The 25,868-nt window shown below is 58.3% G+C and carries 21 protein-coding genes and 2 tRNA genes; all 23 read left to right on the top strand.

The features are described 5' to 3' along the window. Positions 1-266 precede the first annotated feature (266 nt). Complete coding sequence (locus BQ7486_RS03960; RefSeq protein ID WP_143183034.1) at positions 267-2,300, top strand: autotransporter outer membrane beta-barrel domain-containing protein; 2,034 nt, start codon at positions 267-269, stop codon at positions 2,298-2,300. Positions 2,301-2,462: 162 nt separating this feature from the next. Then, complete coding sequence (locus tag BQ7486_RS03955; protein WP_084765650.1) at positions 2,463-4,592, top strand: RelA/SpoT family protein; 2,130 nt, start codon at positions 2,463-2,465, stop codon at positions 4,590-4,592. Positions 4,593-4,706: 114 nt separating this feature from the next. Next, positions 4,707-4,783, top strand: a tRNA-Val gene (locus BQ7486_RS03950). A 194-nt stretch (positions 4,784-4,977) separates the two neighbouring features. After that, a complete protein-coding gene (thrS, locus tag BQ7486_RS03945; RefSeq protein WP_074009238.1) occupies positions 4,978-6,897 on the top strand; it encodes a threonine--tRNA ligase in 1,920 nt (639 codons plus the stop codon). 125 nt (positions 6,898-7,022) lie between these two features. Continuing rightward, a complete protein-coding gene (infC, locus tag BQ7486_RS03940) occupies positions 7,023-7,559 on the top strand; it encodes a translation initiation factor IF-3 (protein ID WP_022373739.1) in 537 nt (178 codons plus the stop codon). A 159-nt stretch (positions 7,560-7,718) separates the two neighbouring features. Next, the gene (gene rpmI / locus BQ7486_RS03935; protein WP_022373738.1) at positions 7,719-7,916 is read left to right on the top strand and encodes a 50S ribosomal protein L35; all 198 of its coding nucleotides are present in this window, start codon (positions 7,719-7,721) and stop codon (positions 7,914-7,916) included. A gap of 18 nt (positions 7,917-7,934) precedes the next feature. Continuing rightward, positions 7,935-8,291 (top strand): 50S ribosomal protein L20, encoded by a 357-nt coding sequence (rplT, locus tag BQ7486_RS03930; RefSeq protein WP_022373737.1) that lies wholly within the window; start codon positions 7,935-7,937, stop codon positions 8,289-8,291. A 252-nt stretch (positions 8,292-8,543) separates the two neighbouring features. Continuing rightward, on the top strand, positions 8,544-9,560 hold the full coding sequence (pheS, locus tag BQ7486_RS03925) for a phenylalanine--tRNA ligase subunit alpha (RefSeq protein WP_022373736.1): 1,017 nt from the start codon (positions 8,544-8,546) through the stop codon (positions 9,558-9,560). Between the two features lie 28 nt (positions 9,561-9,588). Then, entirely contained in the window at positions 9,589-11,997 is a 2,409-nt protein-coding gene (pheT, locus tag BQ7486_RS03920; RefSeq protein ID WP_074009044.1) for a phenylalanine--tRNA ligase subunit beta, read from the top strand. A gap of 49 nt (positions 11,998-12,046) precedes the next feature. Beyond that, entirely contained in the window at positions 12,047-12,424 is a 378-nt protein-coding gene (locus tag BQ7486_RS03915; protein ID WP_022373734.1) for an integration host factor subunit alpha, read from the top strand. 170 nt (positions 12,425-12,594) lie between these two features. Next, entirely contained in the window at positions 12,595-13,854 is a 1,260-nt protein-coding gene (locus BQ7486_RS03910; protein ID WP_074009043.1) for a MerR family transcriptional regulator, read from the top strand. A gap of 101 nt (positions 13,855-13,955) precedes the next feature. Further along, positions 13,956-14,032: transfer RNA gene (locus tag BQ7486_RS03905), tRNA-Pro, on the top strand. A gap of 453 nt (positions 14,033-14,485) precedes the next feature. Next, on the top strand, positions 14,486-15,229 hold the full coding sequence (gene surE, locus BQ7486_RS03900) for a 5'/3'-nucleotidase SurE (protein WP_022373732.1): 744 nt from the start codon (positions 14,486-14,488) through the stop codon (positions 15,227-15,229). Between the two features lie 50 nt (positions 15,230-15,279). After that, entirely contained in the window at positions 15,280-16,221 is a 942-nt protein-coding gene (locus tag BQ7486_RS03895) for a M23 family metallopeptidase (RefSeq protein WP_022373731.1), read from the top strand. A 93-nt stretch (positions 16,222-16,314) separates the two neighbouring features. Further along, entirely contained in the window at positions 16,315-17,784 is a 1,470-nt protein-coding gene (rlmD, locus tag BQ7486_RS03890; RefSeq protein ID WP_074009042.1) for a 23S rRNA (uracil(1939)-C(5))-methyltransferase RlmD, read from the top strand. A 186-nt stretch (positions 17,785-17,970) separates the two neighbouring features. Further along, positions 17,971-18,396, top strand: coding sequence for a nucleoside-diphosphate kinase (ndk, locus tag BQ7486_RS03885; protein ID WP_074009236.1), 426 nt, complete (start codon positions 17,971-17,973; stop codon positions 18,394-18,396). A gap of 18 nt (positions 18,397-18,414) precedes the next feature. Continuing rightward, positions 18,415-19,578 (top strand): dual-specificity RNA methyltransferase RlmN, encoded by a 1,164-nt coding sequence (gene rlmN, locus BQ7486_RS03880; protein WP_074009041.1) that lies wholly within the window; start codon positions 18,415-18,417, stop codon positions 19,576-19,578. A gap of 17 nt (positions 19,579-19,595) precedes the next feature. Continuing rightward, a complete protein-coding gene (gene ispG, locus BQ7486_RS03875; protein ID WP_074009040.1) occupies positions 19,596-20,837 on the top strand; it encodes a flavodoxin-dependent (E)-4-hydroxy-3-methylbut-2-enyl-diphosphate synthase in 1,242 nt (413 codons plus the stop codon). A gap of 13 nt (positions 20,838-20,850) precedes the next feature. Further along, entirely contained in the window at positions 20,851-22,131 is a 1,281-nt protein-coding gene (gene hisS / locus BQ7486_RS03870) for a histidine--tRNA ligase (protein ID WP_074009039.1), read from the top strand. A gap of 60 nt (positions 22,132-22,191) precedes the next feature. After that, complete coding sequence (locus BQ7486_RS03865; RefSeq protein ID WP_022373725.1) at positions 22,192-22,833, top strand: YfgM family protein; 642 nt, start codon at positions 22,192-22,194, stop codon at positions 22,831-22,833. A gap of 45 nt (positions 22,834-22,878) precedes the next feature. Continuing rightward, on the top strand, positions 22,879-24,012 hold the full coding sequence (bamB, locus tag BQ7486_RS03860) for an outer membrane protein assembly factor BamB (RefSeq protein WP_143183033.1): 1,134 nt from the start codon (positions 22,879-22,881) through the stop codon (positions 24,010-24,012). Positions 24,013-24,042: 30 nt separating this feature from the next. Further along, a complete protein-coding gene (gene der, locus BQ7486_RS03855; RefSeq protein WP_074009234.1) occupies positions 24,043-25,383 on the top strand; it encodes a ribosome biogenesis GTPase Der in 1,341 nt (446 codons plus the stop codon). A gap of 245 nt (positions 25,384-25,628) precedes the next feature. Beyond that, positions 25,629-25,868: an RNA chaperone Hfq gene (hfq, locus tag BQ7486_RS03850; protein WP_022373722.1), complete on the top strand. Its 240-nt coding sequence runs from the start codon at positions 25,629-25,631 to the stop codon at positions 25,866-25,868.

The following is a 25,868-nucleotide window of genomic DNA, read 5'->3' as shown; positions in this document are numbered from 1 at the left end:
ACAAACCGCACACGGCCGCGTTGATCACAGCGTGCGCGATTTTGACGGCAATGCCGGCGACGGCGGCAGTGCAGATAAAAGAATGGAGCAGTTGCGGAGGTGAGGGTGTAGCCGCCTGTTCCGATTATTCATCGGGGGTTGAGTTTCTGCCGGCGACTGAAGGTGAGCAGCCCTATGCTCTGCTTGCAAATGCCCCTCTTACGATTAGCGGAGACGTAGCATTGAAAGGGCCGGGCAAGCTGATACTGGATCAGGGAGCGCATTCTGTGGCAGGGAAGTTTGAGTTCGAAGAAGGGAGCCTGGAAATATCGGGTTCACTTGATCTCACCGGCGACGGACTGTTGGGAACGATCACAGTGTGGAATGACGCAGCGGTTGAAGAAGCTGCCCCCGGAAAAGTGACATTCGGTCAGGGGTTTTATTCCGTTTCGTCTCTGCGGGTTGACTCCGGTGCGGCGGTTCATGTTGCCGGGAGCAGCACGTCAGAGCTTTACGCGCCTGCCATGGTCCTTGTCGGACAATTGGCTAGGCCGGATTTGGGTTACAGCGTGAGTTCGGGCGAAATGCCGTCTGCCGCACCGGCGGCTCTCACGGTCACCGGCGACAGCGTCTTTGTCATCGGCGACCGTCTTCTTTCAGCCTACGGCAAAGATCAAAAGGGCCTCAACAGTCTTTTAGCGCAGGGGGCTCTCGCCAAACCCGGCACCCGTGCGGTGTTTGTGAGCGACGGCACCGCGGAATCTCAGATCAAAGACGCAGGGGTTGCGCTGGAGGTCGGTGTCACTGAAACCGACCCGGCAACGGACGCGGGCTTTACCGGGATCCGCATCGGCTCAGCCGGACGGTGGCTTCTGGACGCTTCGGGCCTAACAACAACGCGGGCATCTGCTGACCTAAAAAGCGTGACGGCTCTGACCGGAGCGCACCTTGTGATCACCGGCTGGGATGGTAAAAACCCCTTAAACCTCACGCTTGATCAGTCCTGGACCGATGATATGGTGACCATCACGGGCACGCGTTTCTGGGGTGACTTCACGATCGAAAACGGCACGCTTGCCGTTACACGGCGCTACTGGAAGGATGCGGCGGGGTTAAAAGCCCGGGCGCTTGCGGGACGCGTGGAGACGATTCTGGACGCCAAGCCCGAGGCTAACCTCGCGCTTTACGGTGCTGGTCACAGCTACATCAACGATCTTTTTGACGGTAAGGGCGCCACAGGGCACAGTGTTGAGACCGCAGCTTCGGCGGCGCTTGACTCCTCGGCTTTTATGCCCGCGGCCTTTGGCCTCGTGCAGACTGCGCAGCGCATGCAGACAACGGCGCACGACATGTTGCTTTCCCACGACGTGAGGCAAAACGGGCTTCTTACCGAAACGAACAAATACTGGTGGGCGGACGTGAGAACCGGCCGCTTTGATTCGGGCGACATGGTTTCGGGCTACGACTGGACGTATGAGGCTGACATCACGAGCGGAATCCTCGGCCTGGACTGGCATTTCTCCGACAAATGGGCCGTCACCGTCGCGATGAGTGCGGCTACGGCCGATATCGACAACAACGGCTTTGTGATTGACGGCTTTACTGCGGAGAACACCGCGGCCGGCGCCGGTGCTGCGCTTTTTTATGATGCGGGAACCTGGGGAACGGTGACGGCAGCCGTTACCTATACGGCCGCTCAGGGCGAAGCAAAAAAAGTCGAAGTGGAGCGCCGCTTTATCACGGAACCCGAAATAAAGAGCCTCACGGCGGGATTTGAATGGCGGGCCGTACCGTACGGGACGCCGGATTTGTGGTGGCAGCCTGCGGCGTCTGTTTCCTATAACACAGCCAAAGTCAGTGACGGGTCCGTGCGGATTAACGGCGGAACCGCTGTTTCGGGAACCGCCTTTGAAACGGAAACGGAGAAACTTCAGTGGATGAGCTTCAGAGCAGGGCTTAAAGCTGCGGGGAGCTGGTCCTACAGCTACTTTACGCTCACGCCCTCGGCGGAACTTTCGGCCGAAATAAATACCGGAGACACTGACTGGAATATCACGAGCCGCCTTGCCAACGATACCGTCACCTCGTCCGTTACTTTTAACGGTGTGCCGCAGTGGCGGCTGGCCGCTTCGGCGGGATTTGAACTTGCAACTTCCCGGCAGATTGAAGAAACCGAGGGCGGCATTTTCGGGTTCGGCGCCAAACCCACCGGCAACCTCATTCCTGTTTACTGGACGCTGGGCGTTAAGGCCGGAGGTGAAGTCGCTCAATACGGTATGAAGGGCGTCTGGGCGGCGCTTACCTACCGGGCGCTTTTCTGACGAGGGGGTTGGTGTGCCCGATACGTTCGGCAACACTGCGGGCACAAAGAAAGTAAAGCTTTGCGGGTTGAGTCGGTACAATTAAAAAGTCTGTTTTCCAAGACCGCAGGCGGCCGACATTTTCCCGGGCCGCCCGCGTTTTTCCCGGATTAGAGTCTCAAGATGTCTGAAGTCACGCAAACCACTGATACCCCCACAGCTGAAGTGACCGGGACGCCTGACTGGCGTCTCGCGCGCCGTCTGGTGGAGCCCCTTTACCGTGAGCAAAAGCTCTTTACGGGAGAAGACCGCCTCACGCACGCCGACGGCATGGCCGACATTCTGCGCGGGGTGCGCGACGATGATGAGCTTCTCTGTGCGGCTTACCTCTTTGACGTCGCCGACTGCGTGCATGACTCCGAAGAGTGGATTGAAAAAACGTTCGGACCGGTGGTGCTGCAGCTTGTCACTGACCTGCAGCGCCTGGTGAACGTAAGCCAGCGGGCGCGAAGCGACAAACGGGACGTCTATCAGCCCGAAGCCTTAAGACGCATGCTTTTGGCGATGTGCCACGATCTGCGCGTGGTGATTCTGAGGCTTGCAAGCCGCCTGCAGACGCTTCGGTGGTTTGCGGCGTCCGGAGCACCGCAGGCCGCCGAATACGGGCGCGAAACGCTCGCGCTTTATTCGCCCTTGGCAAACCGCCTCGGTATCTGGCAGATGAAGTGGGAGCTTGAAGACCTGGGGCTTCGCTTTACCGAACCCAAGATCTACGAAGAAATCTCCCGGGAACTTGATGAAACCCGCGAGCAGCGCCTCAAGTTCATGCAGGACTGCGTCGACAAGATCCGGATTCTTTTGCGGGAAGAGGGGATTCAGGCCGAGGTAAGCGGCCGCCCCAAGCACATCTATTCGATTTACAAAAAGATGGTGCGTAAGCACCTGCGCTTTGACCAGCTTTTTGATATCCGCGCCATGCGCATCATCGTGGACACGGTGGAGCACTGCTATCAGGTCCTCTCCATCGTGCAGAAGCACTTCACGGTTTTAAGTAAAGAGTATGACGACTACATCGCACACCCGAAACCCAACGGGTACCAGTCGCTGCATACGGTGGTGACTGACCCCTCGGGAAAACCGGTCGAAATTCAGATCCGCACGCGTGCGATGCATGAATTTGCAGAACTTGGTGTGGCCGCGCACTGGCGATACAAGGAAACTGGAAACTCCAACAAGGATAAGGGCGCGGAAGCCGAAGAGCAGCGTGTGGCGTGGCTGAGGCAGATTCTTGCCTGGCACAGTGACGTGGAGCCTCCGAAGGCCGAGGGCCTTGCTGACGACCACGTCTACGCCTTAACACCGCAGGGGCGGGTGGTGGAACTCCCGGCGGGCGCTACGCCCATCGACTTTGCCTACCAGGTGCACACCGAACTCGGTCACCGCTGCAGGGGCGCCAAGGTTAACGGCGCCATGGTCCCCTTAAACACGAAGCTTGTGACCGGGCAGACCGTGGAAATCATCGCGGTGAAAACGGGCGGTCCCTCGCGCGACTGGCTTAACCCCGAACTCGGATTTGCCGTCTCCCCGAGAACGCGCACCAAGGTGCGTCAGTGGTTTAACGCGCAGACACTGCGGGAGCAGACCGATGCGGGCCGCGAAAGGCTCGATAAGGAACTCGCGCGCCTCGGGAAAACCGCCGTGAAGCTTGAGGATCTTGCAAAGCGCCTCGGGTTTGACTCGGTCGATGACCTCTGCATTGCCTTCGCGAAAGAGGAGCTCAGCCCCCGCTCAATCGAGCAGGCCCTGCAGCCGCAGAAAACAAACAATGAGCCCGAACCCGACGTGCTTGTGCGTAACGCCAAAAAGGGCGGCAAGGACAACGTGCTCGTTGTGGGGGTGGGGTCACTTATGACGCAGCTTGCGCGCTGCTGCCATCCGGCGCCTCCGGACGAAATCATCGGGTTTGTGACGCGCGGGCGCGGTGTGACGATTCACCGCATGGACTGCCCCAACGTCAAAAACCTGTCCGCCAACGAACACGAGCGCATGATTGAAGTGAGCTGGGGGCACTCGGCTGAGGCGGTTTATCCCGTCGACATCTTCGTGGTGGCGCAGGACCGCGTGGGCCTTATTAAGGACATTTCCGAAATCTTCATGCGCGAAAAGCAGAACATCATCGGCATGAACACGATGAATGTGAAGGGTGACGCCCACATGCGGTTTTCGGTGGAAGTGCATGATTCAAGTGACCTCGTGCGCTCGCTTGCCGCCTTAAGAGAACTTCCGGGCGTGATGAGTGCGCGCCGCGCGTAAGAGGTCAAAAATTAAGAAGCATTCAAAATCAGGGGGTTAAACAAAACAAGGTAAAATATCAGGTTTGCGGGTTTGCAATTTTGTTTTTGCCTCTGTATAGTTCGCATCTCTCTCAGGCACGTAGCTCAGTTGGTTAGAGCATCACCTTGACATGGTGGGGGTCGTTGGTTCGAGTCCAATCGTGCCTACCAGAATTTTCAGGAGACAGGAAAAGTGTCCTACAGTTTGTTGATATCTGAGACAACAAACACCCGTAAGCTTTAAGTCTGCGGGCGGCGCGAATCCTTCTTCTCTACAAAAAGTGCGGCTCACGGGCCGCACTTTTTTTTGGACTGAAAAAACACTATCGGCTGCGTCACGTGGCGCAACGGATAAAGGAGTCAAAATGATTACGGTGACGTTGCCCGACGCCTCGCGCCGGGAGTATGAAGCGGGCGTGACGGTGGCCGATGTGGCGCAGTCAATCGGCGCAGGGCTCGCGAAGGCCGCCCTCTGCGGCAAGGTTGACGGTAAGCTCGTCGATCTGTCCTATAAGCTTGAAAAGGATGCGTCGGTGGCGATTGTCACCGCCAAGGACCCCGAAGGGCTTGAGCTTTTACGCCACTCGACCGCCCACCTCATGGCGCAGGCTGTCAAAGAACTGTATCCGACGGCGGAAGTGACGATCGGACCCGCCATTGAAAACGGCTTTTACTACGACTTTAAGTACGAACGTCCCTTTACGCCCGAAGACCTCACCGCGATCGAAGCGCGCATGCATGAACTCGCGAAAAAGGATATTCCGGTCGAACGTTTCGTGATGGACCGTGACGAAGCCGTGAAGTACTTCAAGGGCCTCGGAGAACACTACAAGGCCGAGATCATCGCCGGTATCCCGCAGGGCGAAACGATTTCGCTCTACCGCCAGGGCGACTTCACCGACCTCTGCCGCGGGCCTCACGTGCCGTCAACCGGCAAACTCAAGGTCTTTAAGCTCATGAAGGTCGCGGGTGCCTACTGGAGGGGCGACAGCAAAAACGAAATGCTGCAGCGCATCTACGGTACGGCCTGGGCGACGGAAAAAGAACAGAACGCCTACCTTGAAATGCTCGCGGAAGCCGAAAAGCGCGATCACCGCAGACTCGGTAAAGAGCTCGATCTCTTTCATCTGCAGGACGAAGCCCCGGGCATGATCTTCTGGCACGCCAAGGGCTGGACGATCTGGCAGGTTGTTGAACAGTTCATGCGCCGCATCTACCAGGATAACGGCTACCTCGAGGTGAAGACCCCGCAGGTGATCGACCGCACCCTCTGGGAAAAATCCGGTCACTGGGCAAAGTACCGCGCGAACATGTTCACGACGGAAAGCGAAAACCGCTACTACGCCTTAAAGCCCATGAACTGCCCGGGCCACATCCAAATCTTTAATGCGGATCTGAGAAGCTACCGCGATCTTCCGATGCGCTTGGGTGAATTCGGTCAGTGCCACCGCAACGAACCCTCGGGGTCGCTTCACGGCATGATGCGTGTGAGAGGCTTCACGCAGGACGACGGTCACATCTTCTGCACGGAAGATCAGATTCTCTCGGAATGCGTGGAATTTACCCGCATCGTGCGTGAGGTCTATCACACCTTCGGCTTTGAAGACATCGCCTTTAAGGTTGCAACGCGTCCTGCGATGCGAATCGGTGAAGACGCCGTGTGGGATAAGGCTGAAGCAGCCCTTTTCCACAGTCTTGACAGCATCGGTGTGCCCTATGAAGTGCTCCCCGGTGAAGGCGCCTTCTACGGTCCCAAGATCGAGTACCACTTAAAGGACTGCCTCGGCCGCTCCTGGCAGTGCGGTACGGTGCAGGTTGACTTCCAGATGCCCGGCCGCCTCGGTGCCGAATACGTCGCCGAAGACAACAGCCGCAAGGTGCCCGTGATGCTGCACCGCGCCATTCTCGGGTCTCTGGAGCGCTGGATCGGTATGCTCATCGAACACTACGCTGGCGCGATGCCGGTGTGGCTGAGCCCCTTCCAGGTGGCTGTGGCTTCCATTACGGACGATCAGGTTGACTACGCCAAGAGCGTTGCCCAACAGATGAAGGCCGCGGGCCTGCGCGTCACGACTGATTTGCGCGGCGAAAAGATCAACTATAAAATCCGCGAGCTTACCATGCAGAAACATCCCTATATCGCCGTTGTGGGCGACAAGGAAAAGCAGAACGGTACCGTGAGCATCCGTGCCCGCGGCGGCCGCAATCTCGGTGTGATGCCCGTGGCTGACTTCATCGCCCGTGTGGCCGATGAAAATGCCCGTCGTCTCAATAAGGACGAATAAGGCGCAGACCGTTTCTGCCGGTGCGTGAGCCGCCCGGTTAAGGGCGGCTCCTTGCGGTGCCCCGGAAGCAATTTCCGGCGCCGCGGCTTTCCTCCTGAGTCTGCGGAGGAAATTCAGAAGAAACATTGAGGAGTAGTGTCATAGCTCAAGATCGCAATCACCGGATCAACGGCGAGATCCGGGTTCCTGAGGTCCGACTGACCGGCGTCGACGGCGCCCAGATCGGTATTGTCCGTACAGCCGAAGCGCTGCGCATGGCCGAAGAGGCCGATGTGGATTTGGTGGAAATCGCACCGAACGCGCAGCCCCCTGTCTGCCGCCTGATGGATTACGGCAAGTTCCGCTATCAGGAACAGAAAAAGGCGCAGGAAATGAAGGCCCGTCAGAAAGTGGTGCAGGTCAAGGAAGTCAAATTCCGCCCGGCCACCGACGAGAACGACTATCAGACCAAATTGCGCGCCCTGCGCCGCTTCCTCGGAGACGGCGACAAGGCCAAGGTGACGCTCCGCTACCGCGGCCGCGAAATGGCGCACCAGGATTTGGGTGCCCAGATCATGGAACGCATCCGCACGGATCTGGCTGAGGAGGCTCAGATCGAGCAGAATCCGAAGCTTGAAGGCCGCCAGATGATCATGGTTCTGGCGCCGAAGAAAAAGAAGTGATTTTTCGTATATAATCACGGACTTTCAAAACGCTACGGCTGAAAAATTTTCGGCCGCGGTTAAAAGTCGGGGCGGGCCAAAACGAAGAGGCCGGCACGGTTGAGTCAATCAACGTCCGGTCCGCCTGATGTTCCGATAAATCAGAAGGAAGAACGGCAAATGCCGAAGATGAAGACAAAGAAGGCTGCTGCGAAGCGCTTCAAGGTCCGTTCCGGCGGATCCATCAAGCGTGCGCACGCCACCAAGCGCCACATCCTGACTCACCGTACGACGAAGAACAAGCGTCACCTCCGCGGAATGGTCACCATTCACGAGTCTGACAGCAAGTCCATTCACCGTATGTTGCCCTACGCATAAGAAGGGAGGGGAAGAACAATGCCTCGAGTTAAGCGTGGTGTGACGGCCCGTGCCCGTCATAAGAAGATTATTGCCCTCGCCAAGGGTTACCGCCTGCGCCGCAACAACGTTTTCCGTGTTGCCAAGCAGGCCGTCATGCGTGCCGGTCAGTATGCTTACCGTGACCGCCGCGACAAGAAGCACGTCTTCCGTCGCCTCTGGATTGCGCGTATCAACGCCGCAACCCGTGCGAACGGCATGACCTACAGCCGCTTCATGAACGGCCTCAAGAAGGCCGATATCGCTCTGGACCGCAAGGTTCTGTCCGATATGGCGATTTTTGACAAGACCGGTTTTGCCGCTCTCGTCGAACAGGCCAAGGCTGCCCTGGCTTAATCTGAGTTTTCACTGACTCAGCGTGCGGGACAATCCGAAAGGGTTTTCCCGCACGGATAAAAGCGCCGGTTCTCCGAAAACAGACAACTGTAACGGGGGCCGGGCTTTTTTTATGCCTGAAAATTTTGTAACACGTTGATTTTTCGGTAGATTTTTCTATAATCACGGACTCCCCGATACTGTAAAGGCAAAGTGCGCTTTTTGGGCGTTGTCTGTGACGCCTCTCTCAACAGCGCTCTTGATGGTTGAACGATGGATGAACTGACACAACTGATCGAATCGGCCAAGGCCGATTTTGCGGCCGCAACGCAGCCTGCGGCCCTTGAAGACGCAAAGGCCCGTTACCTCGGTAAGTCCGGCGCCGTGACGATGCTCATGAAGGGGCTCGGTGCGCTCGCGCCCGAAGAGCGCAAGGAGCGCGGCAAGGCGATTAATGCGGTCAAGCAGGCCATCGATGCTGCGCTTACGGCCCGCCGCGAGGCGCTCGCCAACGCCGAACTCGAAAAGAAGCTGGCGACCGAAGCCGTCGACGTGACGCTGCCGGGCCGCGTTGTGCCCGCGGGCGGCGTGCATCCGGTGATCCGCACCTGGATGCGCGTTGAGGAGATCTTCCGCTCGATCGGTTTTGATGTCGCAGACGGCCCCGAAATCGAAAGCGACTGGTTCAGCTTCACGGCTTTAAATAACCCCCCGAACCATCCGGCCCGCTCCATGCAGGATACGTTCTACGTGGACCGTAACGACGGGCAGGGGCTGCCGCTGCCGCTGCGTCCTCACACCTCTCCCATGCAGGTGCGCTATGCGCGCACGCATCAGCCGCCCATTAAGGTCATCGCCCCGGGGCGCACGTACCGTGTGGACAGCGACGCCACGCACTCGCCCATGTTTCATCAGGTTGAAGGCCTCTGGGTGGGAGACGACATCTCCTTTACGGATTTAAAGGGCGTTTACACCGACTTCCTGCGCCGCTTCTTTGAAACGGATGACCTCATCGTGCGTTTCCGTCCGAGCTACTTCCCGTTTACGGAACCCTCGGTCGAAGTGGACATGGCCTTTACAACGGGCCCCAAGAAGGGCCGCTGGCTTGAAATTTCCGGTGCCGGTGAAGTGCATCCCAACGTGATCCGCAATTACGGCCTGGATCCCGAACGCTACATCGGCTTTGCCTTCGGTTCGGGGCTTGAACGCCTCACGATGCTTCGCTACGGCGTGGACGATCTGCGTCTGTTCTTTGAAGGCGATCTGCGCTTTTTGCGCCAGTTCAACTGATACGTGTCGGGTTTAGGAGTTTACTGAGATGCTTTTTTCTGAAGATTGGCTGAGAAGCTACATCAATCCGGATCTGACGACGGAGGAACTCGCGGAATCGCTCACGATGGCAGGTCTGGAAGTTGAAGAAGTCCAGAAGATCGCCCCGGATTTCACCGGGGTTGTCGTGGGCCACGTTCTGGAATGCGTGGATCACGAAAATTCGGATCACCTGCACGTCACCAAGGTTGATGTCGGTAACGGCGAAATTCTGCAGATTGTCTGCGGCGCTCCGAACGTGCGTGCCGGACTGAAGGTGGCCTGCGCCAAGATCGGCGCCGTGCTCCCGGAATTTAAGATTAAGAAAGCCAAGATGCGCGGGGTGGAAAGCTTCGGCATGCTTTGCTCGGCCCGTGAACTCGGGGTTTCAAGCGACCATACCGGCATTTGGGAACTTCCCGCCGACGCCCCCGTGGGTGAAGACGTCCGCAAGGTGCTGCACCTTGATGACAGCCGCTTTGAAATCAAACTCACCCCCAACCGCGGCGACGCGCTCTCGGTGGTGGGTGTCGCGCGCGACCTGCACGCGGTCACCGGTGCTCCCCTTACGATCCCCGCGATGCCCGCGGTGGAAGCCACCTGCAGCTGCACCGAACCCGTTCACATTGAGGCGCCGGAACTTTGCGGGCGCTTCACGGGGCGCGTCATCCGCGGTTTAAACGCGAAGGCCCCCACACCGCAGTGGATGAAGGACCGGCTTGAAAGAAGCGGTCAGCGCTCGATCTCCGCGCTCGTTGACATCTCCAACTACGTGATGCTCGAGCTCGGCCGTCCCACGCACTTTTTTGACCTCAAGAAAGTGAAGGGCGACCTCACCGTTCGCTGGGCCAAGGACGGCGAAACGATCAAGATTTTAAACGAAGAAACCGTGAAGCTTGATCCCTACTACGGTGTGATCTGTGACGAAAACGGTCCGGAAGCGATCGCGGGCATCATGGGCGGCGACGCCACCGCAATCAGCGATGAGACGACCGACATCTTCATTGAGGCCGCCTTCTGGTATCCGGTCAAGATCCAGGGCCGCTGCCGCAAGCTTAATTTCTCCACGGACGCCGCGCACCGCTTTGAGCGCGGTGTGGACTACGGCAGCAATGTCGAACACATGCACTACATCACGCAGCTTGTGCTCGACATCTGCGGCACGGCGGAAACGAAGGTGGGTCCGGTTGACGATCAGTGCGTGAATCTGCCGAAGGTCCGCACGGTCCGCATGCGTCCGGCGCGCTGCAACAAGCTCGTCGGCATCGACATTCCGACAGACTTCATGGCGCAGGCCTTTACGCGTCTGGGGTTTGAATTTACCCGTGACGGCGAAGACTTCGTGGTCACGTCGCCCACGTACCGCTTTGACATCGAGATCGAAGAAGATCTCGTGGAAGAGGTGGCGCGCCTTTACGGCTACGAAAAGCTCCCCGACCGGCCGCCCCTGGCCCGTATCGGCATGCGCTGCGCTCCGGAAGCAAGCCGCAGCAAGCACGCGCTGCGTCTGGCTCTCGCCGAGCGCGGCTATCAGGAACTCATCAACTTCAGTTTCGTTGAAGAGAAGTGGGAAAAGGATTTTGCGGGGAACGACAAGCCCATCCGGCTTCTGAATCCCATCGCAAGCCAGCTTTCCGTCATGCGCACGCAGCTCATTTCAGGGCTCGTGGACATTCTGCGCTTTAACTTAAACCGTAAGGCCGAAGACGTTCGCGTTTTTGAATTGGGCCGTGTGTTCTTCCCGGATGAAACCGTCGAAGACGGTGACTTTACCGTGAAGGGCGTGCGCCAGCCCAACCATATCGCAGGCCTTGCCTACGGTGACGCGCACACGTTGCAGTGGGGCGAAGCCGCCCGCAACGTCGACTTCTTTGACGTGAAGGGCGACGTTGAGGCGCTGATTGCGCCGCTTAAGGCCACCTTTGAAAAGCTCGTGCATCCGGCACTGCACCCCGGGCGCTCCGCACGCATCCTTATTAACGGCCGCGAAGCGGGATTTATGGGTGAACTGCATCCGCGTCTGTGCCACGAATACGGACTGCCGAAACCCGCCGTTGTCTTTGAGCTTGACGTCGATGCGCTCACCACCATCCTGGTGCCGCATCCGGTTGCCGTAAGTAAGTTCCAGCCGATGCACCGCGACATTTCCGTGACGGTACCTGCCGCTGTGGAGGCGTCGGCTCTTTTTGCCGCGGTGGAAAAACTCAAGGCGACGAACTTGGGCAGCGTCATCGACGACTTCCGTCTCTTTGACGTCTACCGCCCCAAAGACGATGCGGCTGCGGCCGAAAAGAGCATGGCCTTCCGCCTGACGTTGTCGTCAAAGAGCGAAGAGGCGTTGTCCGACGAAAGCGCCGACGCCGTGGTGACCGCGGTGCTCGATGCGCTTTCCGTGCTCGGCTGCCGCCTGCGTGCTTAAACGAAAACCAATTTATTGAATTCAACCGTTCAGTTAAAACACGAAAAAAATGGAACCTGTGACTCAGATCGATGCCGCGCGGGGTAAGTACCCGGTGGGGCCTGCAAATCACTCAACGCTTACGAAGATGAATTTCGTTGAAGTGCTCTGCGACCGCATGGGGCTGTCGCGCGCCGAAGCCAACGCCGTTGTCGAAACGGTGTTTGACGAAATTCTGCGTGCCCTCGTGCAGCGCCGTGACGTGAAGCTTGCCAACTTCGGGACCTTCTCCACCCGCGACAAGGTGGCCCGTCCGGGCCGTAACCCCAAGACCGGCGAAGCGCACGAAATCAGCGCCCGCAGCGTGGTGACGTTCCTTGCCGCGCCGCACATGCGCGACAGCGTGGCCTCCTTTAAAGAACCCGAAGGCATGGAATCGGTTAAGTAAGTCCGAAAATTGCCTGCGCACGCGCGCCGCTTTTGCTCTAAACTCAGCAGACGATGATGCGTGGGGTGTAAATAAGAAAACCGGAATCAGCACATCATCGGCTGAGTCCGGTTTTTTTCTGCCCTGAGCACAATGAGTATTGATGTTGTTGCAACCGGTTTGATAGTCCAATGTACCCACAGACCTATTCTGTTGATGAGCTCTCCGCACGTTGCGGACTGGCCTCTTATATCCTGCGTTACTGGCAGATTCAGTTCCCGCAGTTAAGGGAAAGCGACGGGTCACCCAAGACCCGGTTCACCGTCAATGACGAAGCGCTCGTGATGCGCATCAAAAAGTTCCTTTACGTCGATCACCTCTCGATTGAGGAAACGAAGGCCCGCATCGCTGAAGAGATTAAGTTTCCGATCGTGGCGCCGCATGTGGGCGTAAAGACGCAGACCGAGCAGGCGGCGGCGAAGGCTGAGGCTTCCGCCCCGCAAGCGCCCGCTGAACCTGAGACTGTGCCGCAGGCCGCAGAGCCTGAAGTGCCCGTTCAAGCTCCCGTTCGGCCTGAGCCCGCTCCGGCTGCCGCGGCGCCGCAGGCCCCTGTTTATGAGCCTTCTGCCGTGCAGCCCGATGTGTCGGTGCTGGTGGCTCAGGCTTCCCGCAAGGCCGTAAACGAAGCGCTTGCGCAGGCAAAGAAGGTGAGCGACGGGGAAATCGCCCGGGTGCGCGCTCAGGCCGATGCCGTTTCCGGCCAGTTTGCCTCGCTTAAGGAGCAGTTGGCCGCGCGTGATGCGGAACTCTCCGAACTGCGTCTTAACCGCACGGCAATGACTGAAGAGTTGCGCCGCGTCAAGGCCGTCTTAAATGAAAAGGAAGTGGCGCTGGCTTCCGTTGAAGAGCGCCTTGCGGCTGCTGAAGAGCGTGTGGCTTCGATGCGTACGGAACTCACCGCGGGCGGCACGGACCTCGTGCAGACTAAGCAGGAGCTGCAGCAAAAAACGGAGGCGCTTGCGCTTTCCCAGAGCCGCGCAGCAACCTTTGAGGCTGACCTCATCAAGGTTCGTGAGAGCCTTGAAGCACAGACGGCTGAAATCCGCCAGAGAGCCGGTGAAATGACCTCATTGCGCGCGGAACTCACAAAGGCCCGCAACGAAACGCAGGAAAAAGAAAATGAGGCTCAGGTGCAGGTCCGCCAGATTGAAGCACTGAAGGCTGAAATCGAGGGGCTACAGAAGACCGTTGCTCAAAAGAGCGAAGAGGTAAGCCGCATTGAAGCTGTCCGAAGTGAAGAGGCGCAGAAGAGGCAGTCGGTGGACACGCTCTTGGCCGGCAAAGACGAGGAACTGCGCGTCAGCCGCGCTGAGTGTGAGCGGCTTCGTACGGTTTTAAATGCAGCAGTCAATGAACTCAAAAGTCTCATGCCGGCAAAAACTGCGGAGTAATAAAGAAGTCTTTGATTTCAATGCGTTGACGGTTTAACGGCGCCTGCTTGCTGATTTTTCTTGCCGACAGGCGCCGAACTCTGTACAATGCGCAACTCATTCGGGGCGTAGCGCAGCCTGGTAGCGCACTTGCATGGGGTGCAAGGGGTCGCGAGTTCGAATCCCGCCGCCCCGACCAATTCCAGGAAAGGAGATGACGAAAGTTGTCTCCTTTTTTCATTCTTCTATCCGTGGCTCCGGACAGCGAGTCAGTTTTTCTCCGCAGAATAAGAAGACGGCCGGTGTGCAGTAATCACAAACCGGCCGGTTCTCAGTCTCCAAATCACAGAATTTCCCGCAGGGAAAGCGTGAGGCCCGCGCGCAGGATAAGAAGTCCGAAGTCGGCGCAGAGAGCGCGGGAGGTAAACAGATTTTTCAGCATTTTTTGTAAGGTTTCCGAAAAAAATGGGATCGGTCAGCGACCGACGGTGTGCGCAATGGTGCGCGAGCGGGCAGAGCCCAATCTGAAAGACGCACTCTCTGACAGAACTGTCATCTGCGCGTCAGAAACACAATCGGTGCCAGAAGGCACGTCTTTTGGCCTGGCCTCTTGTACACTGCCGTTTTCGGATTGTTTTTCTCTTTGAAAGCCATGCATATCCTGGTGAGTAATGACGACGGCTACAGCGCGCCCGGTATTCAGAAGCTCGCGCACGCGATGAGTAATTTTGGCCGCGTGACGGTGTTTGCGCCTGAGTGCAACCAAAGCGGTGCGAGTAACGCCCTGACGCTTAATAAAACGCTTTCGGTCATGCAGACGGCGGAAAACGTGTTTGTGGTGAAGGGAACGCCTTCGGACTGTGTGCATACGGCGCTCACCGGGTTTCTCAAAGATAAGCCAGATCTTGTTGTTTCCGGGATTAACTGCGGCGCCAATATGGGCGATGACACGCTTTATTCCGGCACGGTCGCTGCGGCGATCGAAGGCTACGTCTTCGGGATTGACTCCATTGCCTTCAGCCAGATTGAAAAGGGCTGGAAAAATCTCGATGCCGCAGTGGATATGGCCTGCGTTGTGGTGGAACGGTTTTTAAGCCGTAAAACGGGAACGGATCCCGTGCTTTTAAACGTCAATATGCCCAACCTTGCCGCCGACGAATTTGAGGGCATTATGGCTACGCGCCTCGGCAGACGCCACAACGCGTATCCGCTCATTCTGCAGCCGGGAACGCAGCAGCCTGCGGTTTACCGTTTGGGCGCAGCGGGCGACCCCCGTGACTGCGGACCGGGCACGGACTTTTGGGCGGTGTCCCACGGCTTTGTGTCGGCAACACCCCTGCAGATTGACCTCACGGCCCACAACCGCGTTGCTGATGCCGCCAAATGGCTTCAGTAAAATATCCGGCAGTTTTCGGCCCGAACCTATTTTTGTGAGCAACTGAATTCATGCAGCTGAAACTTCTTTTCGCCGCAGCGGCCGCGGCAACCCTGGTGGGCTGCTCCACCACGACCACGATGGCCCCGATTGAAAACCACGCGCGGGGCAGTGAGAGTGCGGCAACGACCGTACCCATTGAGGAAGGTTCCTCAACGCAGGTGCCGGCTTCGCCCTACCTCGCGAAAGAAAAAGCCCCGGTTTCAAGCGGCCGCATGCACGTGGTGGTTGCCGGCGATACGCTCTACAACATCGGCGTGCGCTACGGCGTGAACCCGAGGGAACTCGCCGCCTTAAACGGTATTTCCGATCCGACGACGATTTCGATCGGAACTGAACTCAGAATCCCTCAGACCGAGCCCGCCGAAACGACGGTGATGGGTGAGACCATTGAAATGGTTCCTGCGGCGGGGGGCGAAACCGTGACTGCGACAACAACAGCACCCGCAGCGGGTGCGGCGGTTGAAGTTGCCAAGCGCCCTGAGACGCCGGATGAAGCCGCGACGCGCGAAATTGAAGCCCAGAGGGCGATGCGTGAAGCCGCCGCCCGCGGTGAAATTCAGTTCCCGTGGCCTGTGCCCGGAGCGGTGATCGCCACCTACGAGCAGACCGGCAATATGGGGATTGATATCGCGGGCACGATCGGCGAACCCATTAAGGCCGTGCTTGACGGTACGGTGCAGTACGTGGGTCAGAACGTCAAGGGCTACGGTCAGTTCGTGATCGTGCGCCACAACGTGCGTCTGCCCGGTAAGAGCGCGATGCCCCTGGTGACGGTTTACGGCAACACCTCCAAAATCCTTGTGCGCATCAATGAAAGCGTGCGCAAGGGGCAGACGATTGCCCTGATGGGGGATTCCGACAGCGACACGGGCGCCAAGATGCGCTTTGAAGTGCGTCAGGGGCCGCCGCTTGATCCCATGAAGTATCTTGAGCCGCGTAAAGAACCCTAAACGCGGAGCGTACAAAAAACACCCCGTGCCCGGTCGAGCGTCATCCGATGCCGGCCGGGCTGATTAATTTCTTTGAGAACAGATTAGAAAAAAATGGCCCGAGCAAAGAAAGTCAAGGAACATCCGGTTTACCGCATTGCGATTGAACGCCTGGACGGCGAGGGACGCGGCGTCGGGCACCACGAAGGGAAGGTTGCGTTTGTCGAAGGGGCTTTGCCCGGAGAAACCGTGGATTACGAGTGTTTCCGCAATAAACCCAACTTTGAAATCGGGCGCGTGAAGACGATTCTCAAGGAGTCTTCGCTGCGCGTGACGCCCAAATGCCCGAATTTCGGCATCGGCCCGGGCAGCTGCGGGGGCTGCGCCATGCAGCACCTTGAACCCAATGCCCAGGTGGCCTTTAAGCAGGCGGTTTTAACCGACGCGCTCTGGCACATCGGAAAATTGAAGGCCGAGTCGCTTCTTGCGCCCATTTACGGTCCCTTCTGGCACTACCGCCACAGAGCGCGCCTGACGGTCCGAAACGTTGAGAAAAAGGGCGGCGTGCTCGTGGGCTTTCACGAAAAAAGCTCCAGCTATGTCGCGGATATGAAAGAGTGCCTGATTCTGCCGAAGAAAATCAGCGACATGCTCCCTGCGATGCGTGAGCTTGTCGCTTCCCTTGATATGCGTGACCGGATGCCCCAGATTGAAGTGGCGGTCGCAGGCGACGGCCATACGGCGCTTGTTTTCCGCAATCTTGAGCCGGTGACGGAGGCCGATTCCGCAAGGCTTCTTGCGTTCGGCAAAGACAAGGGCGCCGACATTTGGCTGCAGCCCAAGGGCCCTGAGACCGCCTATCCCATGAACCCGGAAGACGCCGATAAGCTGAGACTTCACCTCGGGGAATTCGGCGTTGACATCGTCTTTAAACCCACGGACTTCACGCAGGTCAATCACGCCTTAAATGAAACGATGGTTTCGCGTGCCGTGCATCTTCTGGGCGTAAAGCCCGGGCATAAGGTCGCGGACTTTTTCTGCGGTTTGGGTAACTTTACGCTCCCCCTGGCGCGGTGCGCGGCGCACGTCACGGGCTTAGAAGGCAGTGATGGGCTTGTGGCCCGGGCGCGGGCCGGCGCCGAAATGAACGGCCTTGCTGAGAAAACCGACTTTATCGCGCGGAACCTCTTTACCTGGAGCGAAGACGACTGGAATGCGCTCTGGGAAAGGTCGGGCGGCATTGACCGCGTGCTCATTGATCCCCCGAGAGAAGGCGCGCAGGCTTTGGCGCAGGTGCTTGCGAAAACCGACAAGCGCCCCGCGCGTGTGGTCTACGTGTCCTGTAACCCGGCAACGCTTGCACGTGACTGTGCGATTCTGCACCATGAAGGCGGCTGGCACATCCGTGCCGCGGGCGTCATGAACATGTTCCCGCACACCGGACACGTCGAAAGCATGGCGGTGCTTGAGCCCGGTCCCAAGCCTGAGAAAAAACCGGAGGAGCCGGTTGCGGCCGAGAGCCTGCAGACGCCTGAAACGACGGCAAAAGACGCCGCCTCTAAGGTGCCTGAAGACGGCGTTTAAAAACCGGCTCCATGCTAAAATAACCGCCCCTTGGCCTTTAAGGGCCGGGGATTGAATTTTCAGGCATCGACTGCGCGGTTTTTTTTAGGACGCGCGCAGCCGATGTGTTTTTGTGTCTGCGGCAAAGACTGCTGCGGCGGACTTAACCGCAAACTCGCATACTTCTCAAAGAAGAGAAAAGAAGAAATGGCTATTCAGCGTACCCTTTCCATCATCAAGCCCGATGCCGTCGCCAAGAACGTGATCGGCAAGATCTACTCCCGTTTCGAAACCAACGGTCTGCGCATTGTTGCCGCTCAGATGCGTCAGCTCTCCCGTGCCGAAGCCGAAGGCTTCTACGCTGTGCACCGCGAACGCCCCTTCTTTAAGGCGCTCGTGGACTTCATGATCTCCGGTCCCGTCATGATTCAGGTTCTCGAAGGTGAAAACGCCATCGCCAAGAACCGTGAACTCATGGGCGCCACGGATCCGAAGAAGGCCGAAAAGGGGACGATTCGCGCTGACTTCGCCGAAAGCATCGACGCCAACGCCGTGCACGGCTCCGACGCTCCGGAAACGGCGGCTGTGGAAATCGCTTACTTCTTCCCGACCCTTGCGATCTGCAAGCGCTAAGAAGGACACAGGACGGTCATGACGACAACTGAGAGCAGTCAGCAGGAAAAAATTAATCTTCTGGACCTTGACGCCGAAGGCATCCGTGCCTGGTGCGCCTCAATCGGCCAGAAGCCTTTCCGTGCGACGCAGCTTGCGCGCTGGATTCACCGCTACTGCTGCGATGATTTTGATGCCATGACCAACCTTGCCAAAGAGTTCCGGGCCAGGTTGAAGGACCTGGCCTACATCAAAGCGCCATCGATCATTAGGGAACACAAAAGCGCCGACGGCACGCGCAAATGGCTCTTTGATGTGGGTAACGGCAACGCCGTCGAGGCGGTGTTTATCCCGGAAGACGACCGCGGAACGCTCTGTATTTCAACGCAGGCGGGCTGCGCCATGGGGTGCCTTTTCTGCTCCACGGGTAAGCAGGGCTTTAACCGCAACCTCACGACCGGTGAAATTGTGGGGCAGCTTTGGACCGCTGAGCGGGAATTAAGGCGCGAAGCCGGCATCACCGACCCCAACGACCGCGTGATCAGCAATGTTGTGCTGATGGGGATGGGCGAGCCCCTGCAAAACCTCGATAACGTCATTCCGGCCCTGAGAATTTTTCTGGACGACAACGGCTACGGACTTTCGCGCCGCCGCGTGACGGTTTCCACCTCGGGCCTTGTGCGCCAGATGGATAAGTTGGGCGAAGCGGTGCCCGTGGCGCTTGCGGTGAGTCTGCATGCGCCCGACGATGCGCTGCGCGATAAGCTCATGCCCGTCAATAAGAAGCACCCGCTCGAGGAGCTTCTTGCGGCCTGCCGGCGCTATCTGAAGGTGGCGCCTCGGGACTTCATCACGTTTGAGTATCTGCTTTTGGGCGGCATCAACGACGCGCCCGAGCAGGCAAGGGCTTTGGTGAAGCTTGTGAAGACCGTGCCCTGCAAATTTAATCTCATTCCCTTTAATCCCTTCCCGGACTCGGACTTAAAGCAGCCTGAGCGCGAGAAGGTTCTGGCTTTTGCAAAGATTTTGAACGACGCGGGTATTGTCACGACGGTGCGCAAAACGCGCGGCGACGATATTGCCGCAGCCTGCGGGCAGTTGGCAGGCGAAGTGCGCGACCGCACGCGCCGTGCGATTCGCCTCGTGCAGCAAAAGGAAGAGGCCCATGATCTTCTTGTCAAAGATGCGGCGGCCTCACACTGAGAGTAACGGTTGAAACGATGAGCGTTTACAAAGAACGCCGTGCAACGCATGCGGTAAGCGTCAGAAATGCGGATAACGTCGTGGTGATCGGGGGCGGTCACCCCGTGGTCGTGCAGTCCATGACCAATACCGCGACCGAAGACATTGACGCCACGGTGTGCCAGACGGTGCGGCTTGCCGCAACCGGCTCTGAACTCGTGCGTCTCACGGTCAATACCCCGGCGGCCGCCAAGGCCGTGGCCGCGATCCGCGAGCGGCTCGATGCCTGCGGCTGCTTTGTGCCGCTTGTGGGGGACTTTCACTATAACGGCCACAAGCTTTTAACCGAAGTCCCTGAGTGTGCCAAGGCCCTTTCCAAGTACCGCATCAACCCCGGTAACGTCGGTAAGGGAGAAAACCACGGCAACAATTTTGCGGTGATGGTGGAAACGGCCTGCCGCTACGATAAGCCGGTTCGGATTGGCGTTAACGGCGGCAGCATCGATAAAGAGCTTCTCGCCCGCATGATGGACGCCAACCGCGCGCTCGCCAACCCCAAAACGCCGCAGGAAGTGCTTTTGGACGCAATGGTGGAAAGCGCCGTGCAAAGCGCTGAGGCTGCTGAAAAAATCGGGCTCCCTGCTGACCACATCGTGCTTTCCGCGAAGGTAAGCGACGTCACCGAGCTCATCACGGTTTACCGCGCGTTAAGCAAGCGCGGCAACTGGGCGCTGCATCTGGGACTTACCGAAGCCGGTATCGGCACCAAGGGCGTGGTCGCCAGTACCGCGGCGCTTGCGGTTTTGCTTGCCGAAGGGATCGGTGACACGATCCGCATTTCCATTACCCCGGAACCGGGTAAGGCGCGAGAGCAGGAAGTGATTGTCGCGCAGCAGCTTCTGCAGTCGATGGGCATGCGCCACTTTGCCCCGCAGGTGACATCGTGCCCCGGGTGCGGGCGCACCTCGAGCACGCTTTTTCAGCAGCTCGCACAGGAAACGGAAGATTTTTTAAGAAGCCGCATGCCCGAGTGGCGCAAGACGCGCCCGGGGTGCGAAATGATGAAGGTGGCGGTGATGGGCTGCATTGTGAACGGCCCGGGCGAAAGCCAGGAAGCCGACATCGGCATCAGCCTGCCCGGCCGCGGGGAGTCGCCGGTTGCGCAGGTCTTTGTGGACGGCGCCAAGGTTGCGGGCCTTAAGGGCGACGCAATGACCGGGGAATTTAAACAGATGATTGAGGACTACGTCGAGAAGCGCTGGTCCGGCAAAAAGAATTAAAGGAAAGAGCAAAATGGCAAAGATTAAGATCGCCGGCATCAAGGGGATGCCCGACATGCTCCCCGAAGAAAGCGCTGTCTGGGAGTTTTTCACCGATACGGCCCGCCGTACGGCGTCGCTCTACGGTTTTCGTCAGATCCGCACGCCGATTCTTGAGCAGACGGCGCTTTTTACCCGCGGTATCGGGGAAGTGACCGATATTGTCGAAAAGGAAATGTATTCCTTTGAAGACAGCATGAACGGCGAAAAACTCACCCTGCGTCCGGAAAATACGAGCGCCGTCGTGCGCTGCGCCATTGAGCACAGCCTCACCTACAACGCCCCGCAGCGCCTCTGGTACTTCGGGCCGATGTTCCGGCACGAGCGCCCGCAGCGCGGCCGCTACCGGCAGTTCCATCAGTTCGGCTGCGAAGCCCTCGGTTTTGCCGGTCCCGACATCGATGTCGAGCTTCTCGCGATGATCGCGCGTCTCTGGAAAGCGCTCGGAATTGAAGCGCGCCTCGAACTCAATACCCTGGGCGAACTCGAAGAGCGCGCCAAGCACCGCGAGGCGCTCATTGCGTACTTTCAGCAAAACGCCGATATTTTGGACGAAGACGCAAAGAGACGGCTTCTCACAAACCCCCTGAGAATTCTGGATACAAAAAATCCGGACATGCAGGAGATGGTGAACGCCGCGCCGAAGTTACTTGATTTTCTCGGTGAAAAGTCCCTGGCGTTTCTGAAAAAACTTGAGGACGGTGTTTCCGCCCTCGGGATCAGCTACACCGTGAACCCCCGTCTTGTGCGCGGGCTCGATTACTACAACCACACCGTTTTTGAGTGGATTACTGATAAGCTCGGCTCCCAGGGTACGATCTGCGGCGGCGGCCGCTACGATCCTCTGATCGAAATGCTCGGGGGGAGACCCACGCCCGCAGCCGGTTTTGCAATCGGCGCCGAACGCGTCATCGAACTCATGAAGGAAGTGAAGGGCGAGATGAAGGCCGCGGACTGCGACGTCTACATCGTGCACCACGAGGGAGAGGCTGAACGCAAGGCTGTCGCCCTGGGTGAGATGCTCCGCGACAAGGGCCTCAGAGTTGTTGTGCACGCCGGCAGCACCGCCTTTAAGACGCAGATGAAGCGCGCAGACCAGTCGCTTGCGCAGTGGTGCGTGATTGCGGGCGAAGGCGAAGTCGCTGAAGGTAAGCTCACTTTGAAGCACTTGAGAAACACTGCGGGCGAACAGGTTTTTGAGGACCAGGTGACGCAGCCTGAAGCTGAAGTGATTGAACGGATTGTCAAGGGTTGATTTGTTTTCAGCCCTCTGTCATCGGAATTTTTGCAAAGACAACAAAGGACACACTGAAAAATGGCATACGATTTGGAAGAACAAGAGTCCCTTGACCAACTGAAAGCCTGGTGGGAAAAGTGGGGAACAGCCGTTCTCTCCGTGATTACCGTGGGGTGCCTTGCCTTTGCCGCCTGGAACGGCTGGAACTGGTATCAGCGTTATCAGGGCTCTAAGGCGACGATCGCCTACGTGCAGCTGCAGAACGCCTTCGTGCAGGGCGACGCCAAAAACGTTGTTTCCATTGCCGACGGCCTTATGAAGGAGTATCCCGGCAACGTCTTTGCCGGTCTTGCCGGTTTTTACCGTGCCGCCGAAGCCCAGCGGCAGAAAAAGCCCGATGAGGCGCGTCAGGCCTTAAACTGGATCATTAACGAAAGCGGCCGTCCGGAATACGAAACCGCGGCGCGCGTGCGTCTTGCAGGCATTGAACTTGATGCCGGAAAGGCCGATGCGGCGCTTTCCGTTTTAACAGCAGCTAAGCCCCTGGAAGCCGATGCCGTGAGTTTTAACGACCGTCTCGGAGACGTCTACTTTGCCTTAAAGCGCTACGGCGAAGCCAAGGCCGCCTGGGAAAAGGCCCTCAAGGCCGACGCCTTTGACGGTACCGTCACGCCGCTTCTTAACATCAAACTGCAGTCGCTGCCCGTTGAGACAAAGTAACGGACAGACGTCAAACCCAACACTTCCGTAAAAGGAAACCTTACCGTGAAAATCAAACGTACGCTTTCACTTTGGGCGGCAGCTGCCGCGGCGGCACTTGTTTTGTCTGGCTGCGGCTCTCCGGACCCGCATGAACCGGCGGAACTGCAGGACTACCGCGAACTCGTGCAGATTAAGGAAGACTGGACGGCGGGCGTGGGTGAGTCGCTTACCGGGCTTTTAACGCCTGCGGTCACCGAGCGCGGCATCTATGCTGCCGGCGACAGAAGTGTTTACCTCCTGGATCCGGCAACCGGCAAAAAGCTCTGGGAGACGGAGACTGAAAGCGAAATCACCGCGGGTGTGGGCACCGACGGGCGTCTTGTGGCCGTGGGTACCGCCTCGGGTGAACTCGAAGTCTTTGATGAAACCGGTAAGAAACTCTGGCAGGTAAAGCTCTCAGGCGAAATGAGCGTGCCGCCCCTGGTGGGCTCCGGTTTTGTCGTCGTGCGCACCGCCGACACCCGTGTCACTGCCTTTGATGCGGCAACCGGCGAGCGCCGCTGGCGCTATCAGTCGCAGGTTCCGGCGCTTACCGTGCGCACTGCGGCTCAGATGAAGTTTTCCCCGGCCGGAATCCTCGTCGGGCAGGCTAACGGCAGGCTTCTTGCACTGGACGCCCAGGGGAAGATGGTTTTCGATGCGGTGATTGCGCAGCCCAAGGGCATCACCGAAGTCGAGCGGCTTGTCGACGTCGTGGGCTCGCCCTTTGTGGACGGCCGCATGATGTGCGCGGCGGCGTTTCAGGGCAATATCGTCTGCATGAGTTCTCAAAACGGCAGGCTTCTCTGGTCGCAGCCCGTTGACGCCGTCACGGGCCCGGTAAGTGACGGGCATAACGTCTACGTTGTGACCGCTCAGGGCGACATTCAGGCCTTTGACTACGAAACCGGCAAGCCCGTGTGGACCAACAAGGATCTGAAGTGGCGTACGCCCTCGGCGCCGGTTCCCATGAATAAGGTCATTCTGGTCGGTGACTACGACGGTGTGATTCACGCCCTTGACCAGGCAACGGGCGAAATCGTGGGCCGCACCACGGTCTCCGGCGCCGTGAATGTGGCGCCCTTGGCGTTGGGCGAAGGCCGCGTGCTCGTGCAGACGGCCGATGGCGAAATTGCCGCGCTGACGCTTTCCGAATAACACGAAACAAAAACACAAACGGGTGACGTGATGCTTCCAGTCGTAGCACTTGTCGGACGGCCCAACGTCGGTAAATCCACGCTTTTTAACCGCCTCACCAGAACGCGTGACGCGATCGTGGCGGATTTTCCGGGCCTTACGCGTGACCGTCAGTACGGTCAGGGTAAGGTCGGGCCCTGCGCTTATATCGTTGTCGATACGGGCGGCTTTGAACCTGTAAGAAGCGAAGGCATCGTGCGGGAGATGGCCGGACAAGCCGAAGCAGCGATTGCCGAAGCCGACGTCGTGATCTTTGTCTGTGACGCAAGAAGCGGGCTCACGCCGCACGATGAGCGCATCGCACGGCACTTAAGAAGCGCGGGCCGCCCGATTTTCCTCGCAGTCAATAAGTCTGAGGGCTTGGACGACAGCCACGTCGCGGAATTTCACGAATTGGGTCTCGGAGACCCCTGGCGGATTTCCGCCGCGCACGGGCAGGGGGTCTCAGGCCTCTTGCAGACCGTGCTTGAGCCCTTCGTGAACGCTCAGGACGAAGAAGAGACCGATCCTGACGCCCCTAAGCGCATCAAGGTGACGGTAGCAGGTCGCCCCAATGTCGGTAAGTCCACGCTCATCAACGCCCTTTTGGGGGAAGAGCGCCTCATTGCCTACGATATGCCGGGCACGACGCGCGACGCGATTAAAACCGAGTTTGAGTATGACGGCAGGCCTTTTGAGCTCGTCGATACGGCGGGTCTGCGCAAAAAGGGCCGTGTTTTTGAAGCTGTTGAAAAGTTTTCCGTCATCAAAACGCTGCAGGCCATCGAGCAAAGTAACGTCGTGGTGCTGGTGATTGACGCGATGGACGGCGTGTCCGCGAACGACGCGCATATCGCCGGTTACGCAATGGAGGCAGGGCGCGCTTTGGTGGTGGCCATCAACAAGTGGGACGGCGTGGATTCCTACAAGCGCTCGATGGTGGACGTCGATATCGAACGAAAGTTCAACTTCCTGCGCTGGGCGCGCTTTATTCACATTTCGGCCTTAAAGCGTAACGGACTGAACCATCTCATGAAGGCGGTGGTGGACGCGCATAAGGCGGCGTTTGCGAAACTCCCGACCCCGAAACTGACGCGAGCGCTGCTTGAAGCCGTGAGCATTCAGCAGCCGCCCCGCGACGGCCGCATCCGTCCGAAGATGCGCTACGCGCACCAGGGCGGCATGAATCCGCCGGTGGTTGTGGTGCACGGCAACAGCCTGCAGGCCGTCAGCGACAGTTACCGCCGTTACCTCGAAGGTTTTTTCCGGGAGAAGTTCGATCTCGCGGGGACACCCTTGAGGATTGAATTCCGCACGGGCCGCAATCCTTACGCGGAAGACGGCAAAAAGTAGTCTTTGCGTGACAAATGCGTACATTTTTTCCGGCCGGCGTGTGGTTTCACCGCAACCGGCCGTCTGAAGTGATGATAAGATAACCCAATCCGTTCCCCGGACACGTACGTCCGCAGACAGAAAGTAAGCCGGCAAAGGGGATTTTCAGACCTTTGCCGTTTCTTTCTGGGCGTATGCCCGAGGCACCAACAACAAAAACTATTGCCAAGGCGCGGTCGTTAAACCCGTGCCGGAGAAGAAAAAACATGAGCACGATCAACAAAGGGCAGCTGTTACAAGACCCGTTTCTCAACATCCTCAGGAAGGAACATATTCCGGTTTCCATTTACCTCGTGAACGGAATAAAGCTTCAGGGGCAGGTGGAAAGCTTTGATCAGTACGTGGTGCTTTTACGCAACACCGTCACGCAGATGGTCTACAAGCACGCCATCAGCACGGTCGTTCCGACCCGCGCCGTCAACATGCCGAGTATTCCGGAAGAGTAA

It is taken from the genome of Duodenibacillus massiliensis, assembly GCF_900128485.1.
In the GTDB taxonomy this organism is placed as follows: Bacteria; Pseudomonadota; Gammaproteobacteria; order Burkholderiales; family Burkholderiaceae_F; genus Duodenibacillus; species Duodenibacillus massiliensis.
Note: the sequence above shows the minus strand (reverse complement) of the source record. Positions and strands in the feature narration are given on the sequence as shown.

Coding starts and splice junctions, on each gene's coding strand:
- rpmI (WP_022373738.1), top strand. CDS start 7,719: ATGCCGAAGATGAAGACAAAGAAGGCTGCTGCGAAGCGCTTCAAGGTC.
- hfq (WP_022373722.1), top strand. CDS start 25,629: ATGAGCACGATCAACAAAGGGCAGCTGTTACAAGACCCGTTTCTCAAC.
- rplT (WP_022373737.1), top strand. CDS start 7,935: ATGCCTCGAGTTAAGCGTGGTGTGACGGCCCGTGCCCGTCATAAGAAG.
- thrS (WP_074009238.1), top strand. CDS start 4,978: ATGATTACGGTGACGTTGCCCGACGCCTCGCGCCGGGAGTATGAAGCG.
- BQ7486_RS03895 (WP_022373731.1), top strand. CDS start 15,280: ATGCAGCTGAAACTTCTTTTCGCCGCAGCGGCCGCGGCAACCCTGGTG.
- BQ7486_RS03865 (WP_022373725.1), top strand. CDS start 22,192: ATGGCATACGATTTGGAAGAACAAGAGTCCCTTGACCAACTGAAAGCC.
- rlmN (WP_074009041.1), top strand. CDS start 18,415: ATGACGACAACTGAGAGCAGTCAGCAGGAAAAAATTAATCTTCTGGAC.
- rlmD (WP_074009042.1), top strand. CDS start 16,315: ATGGCCCGAGCAAAGAAAGTCAAGGAACATCCGGTTTACCGCATTGCG.
- surE (WP_022373732.1), top strand. CDS start 14,486: ATGCATATCCTGGTGAGTAATGACGACGGCTACAGCGCGCCCGGTATT.
- ispG (WP_074009040.1), top strand. CDS start 19,596: ATGAGCGTTTACAAAGAACGCCGTGCAACGCATGCGGTAAGCGTCAGA.
- BQ7486_RS03955 (WP_084765650.1), top strand. CDS start 2,463: ATGTCTGAAGTCACGCAAACCACTGATACCCCCACAGCTGAAGTGACC.
- BQ7486_RS03910 (WP_074009043.1), top strand. CDS start 12,595: ATGTACCCACAGACCTATTCTGTTGATGAGCTCTCCGCACGTTGCGGA.
- pheT (WP_074009044.1), top strand. CDS start 9,589: ATGCTTTTTTCTGAAGATTGGCTGAGAAGCTACATCAATCCGGATCTG.
- pheS (WP_022373736.1), top strand. CDS start 8,544: ATGGATGAACTGACACAACTGATCGAATCGGCCAAGGCCGATTTTGCG.
- BQ7486_RS03915 (WP_022373734.1), top strand. CDS start 12,047: ATGGAACCTGTGACTCAGATCGATGCCGCGCGGGGTAAGTACCCGGTG.
- hisS (WP_074009039.1), top strand. CDS start 20,851: ATGGCAAAGATTAAGATCGCCGGCATCAAGGGGATGCCCGACATGCTC.
- ndk (WP_074009236.1), top strand. CDS start 17,971: ATGGCTATTCAGCGTACCCTTTCCATCATCAAGCCCGATGCCGTCGCC.
- der (WP_074009234.1), top strand. CDS start 24,043: ATGCTTCCAGTCGTAGCACTTGTCGGACGGCCCAACGTCGGTAAATCC.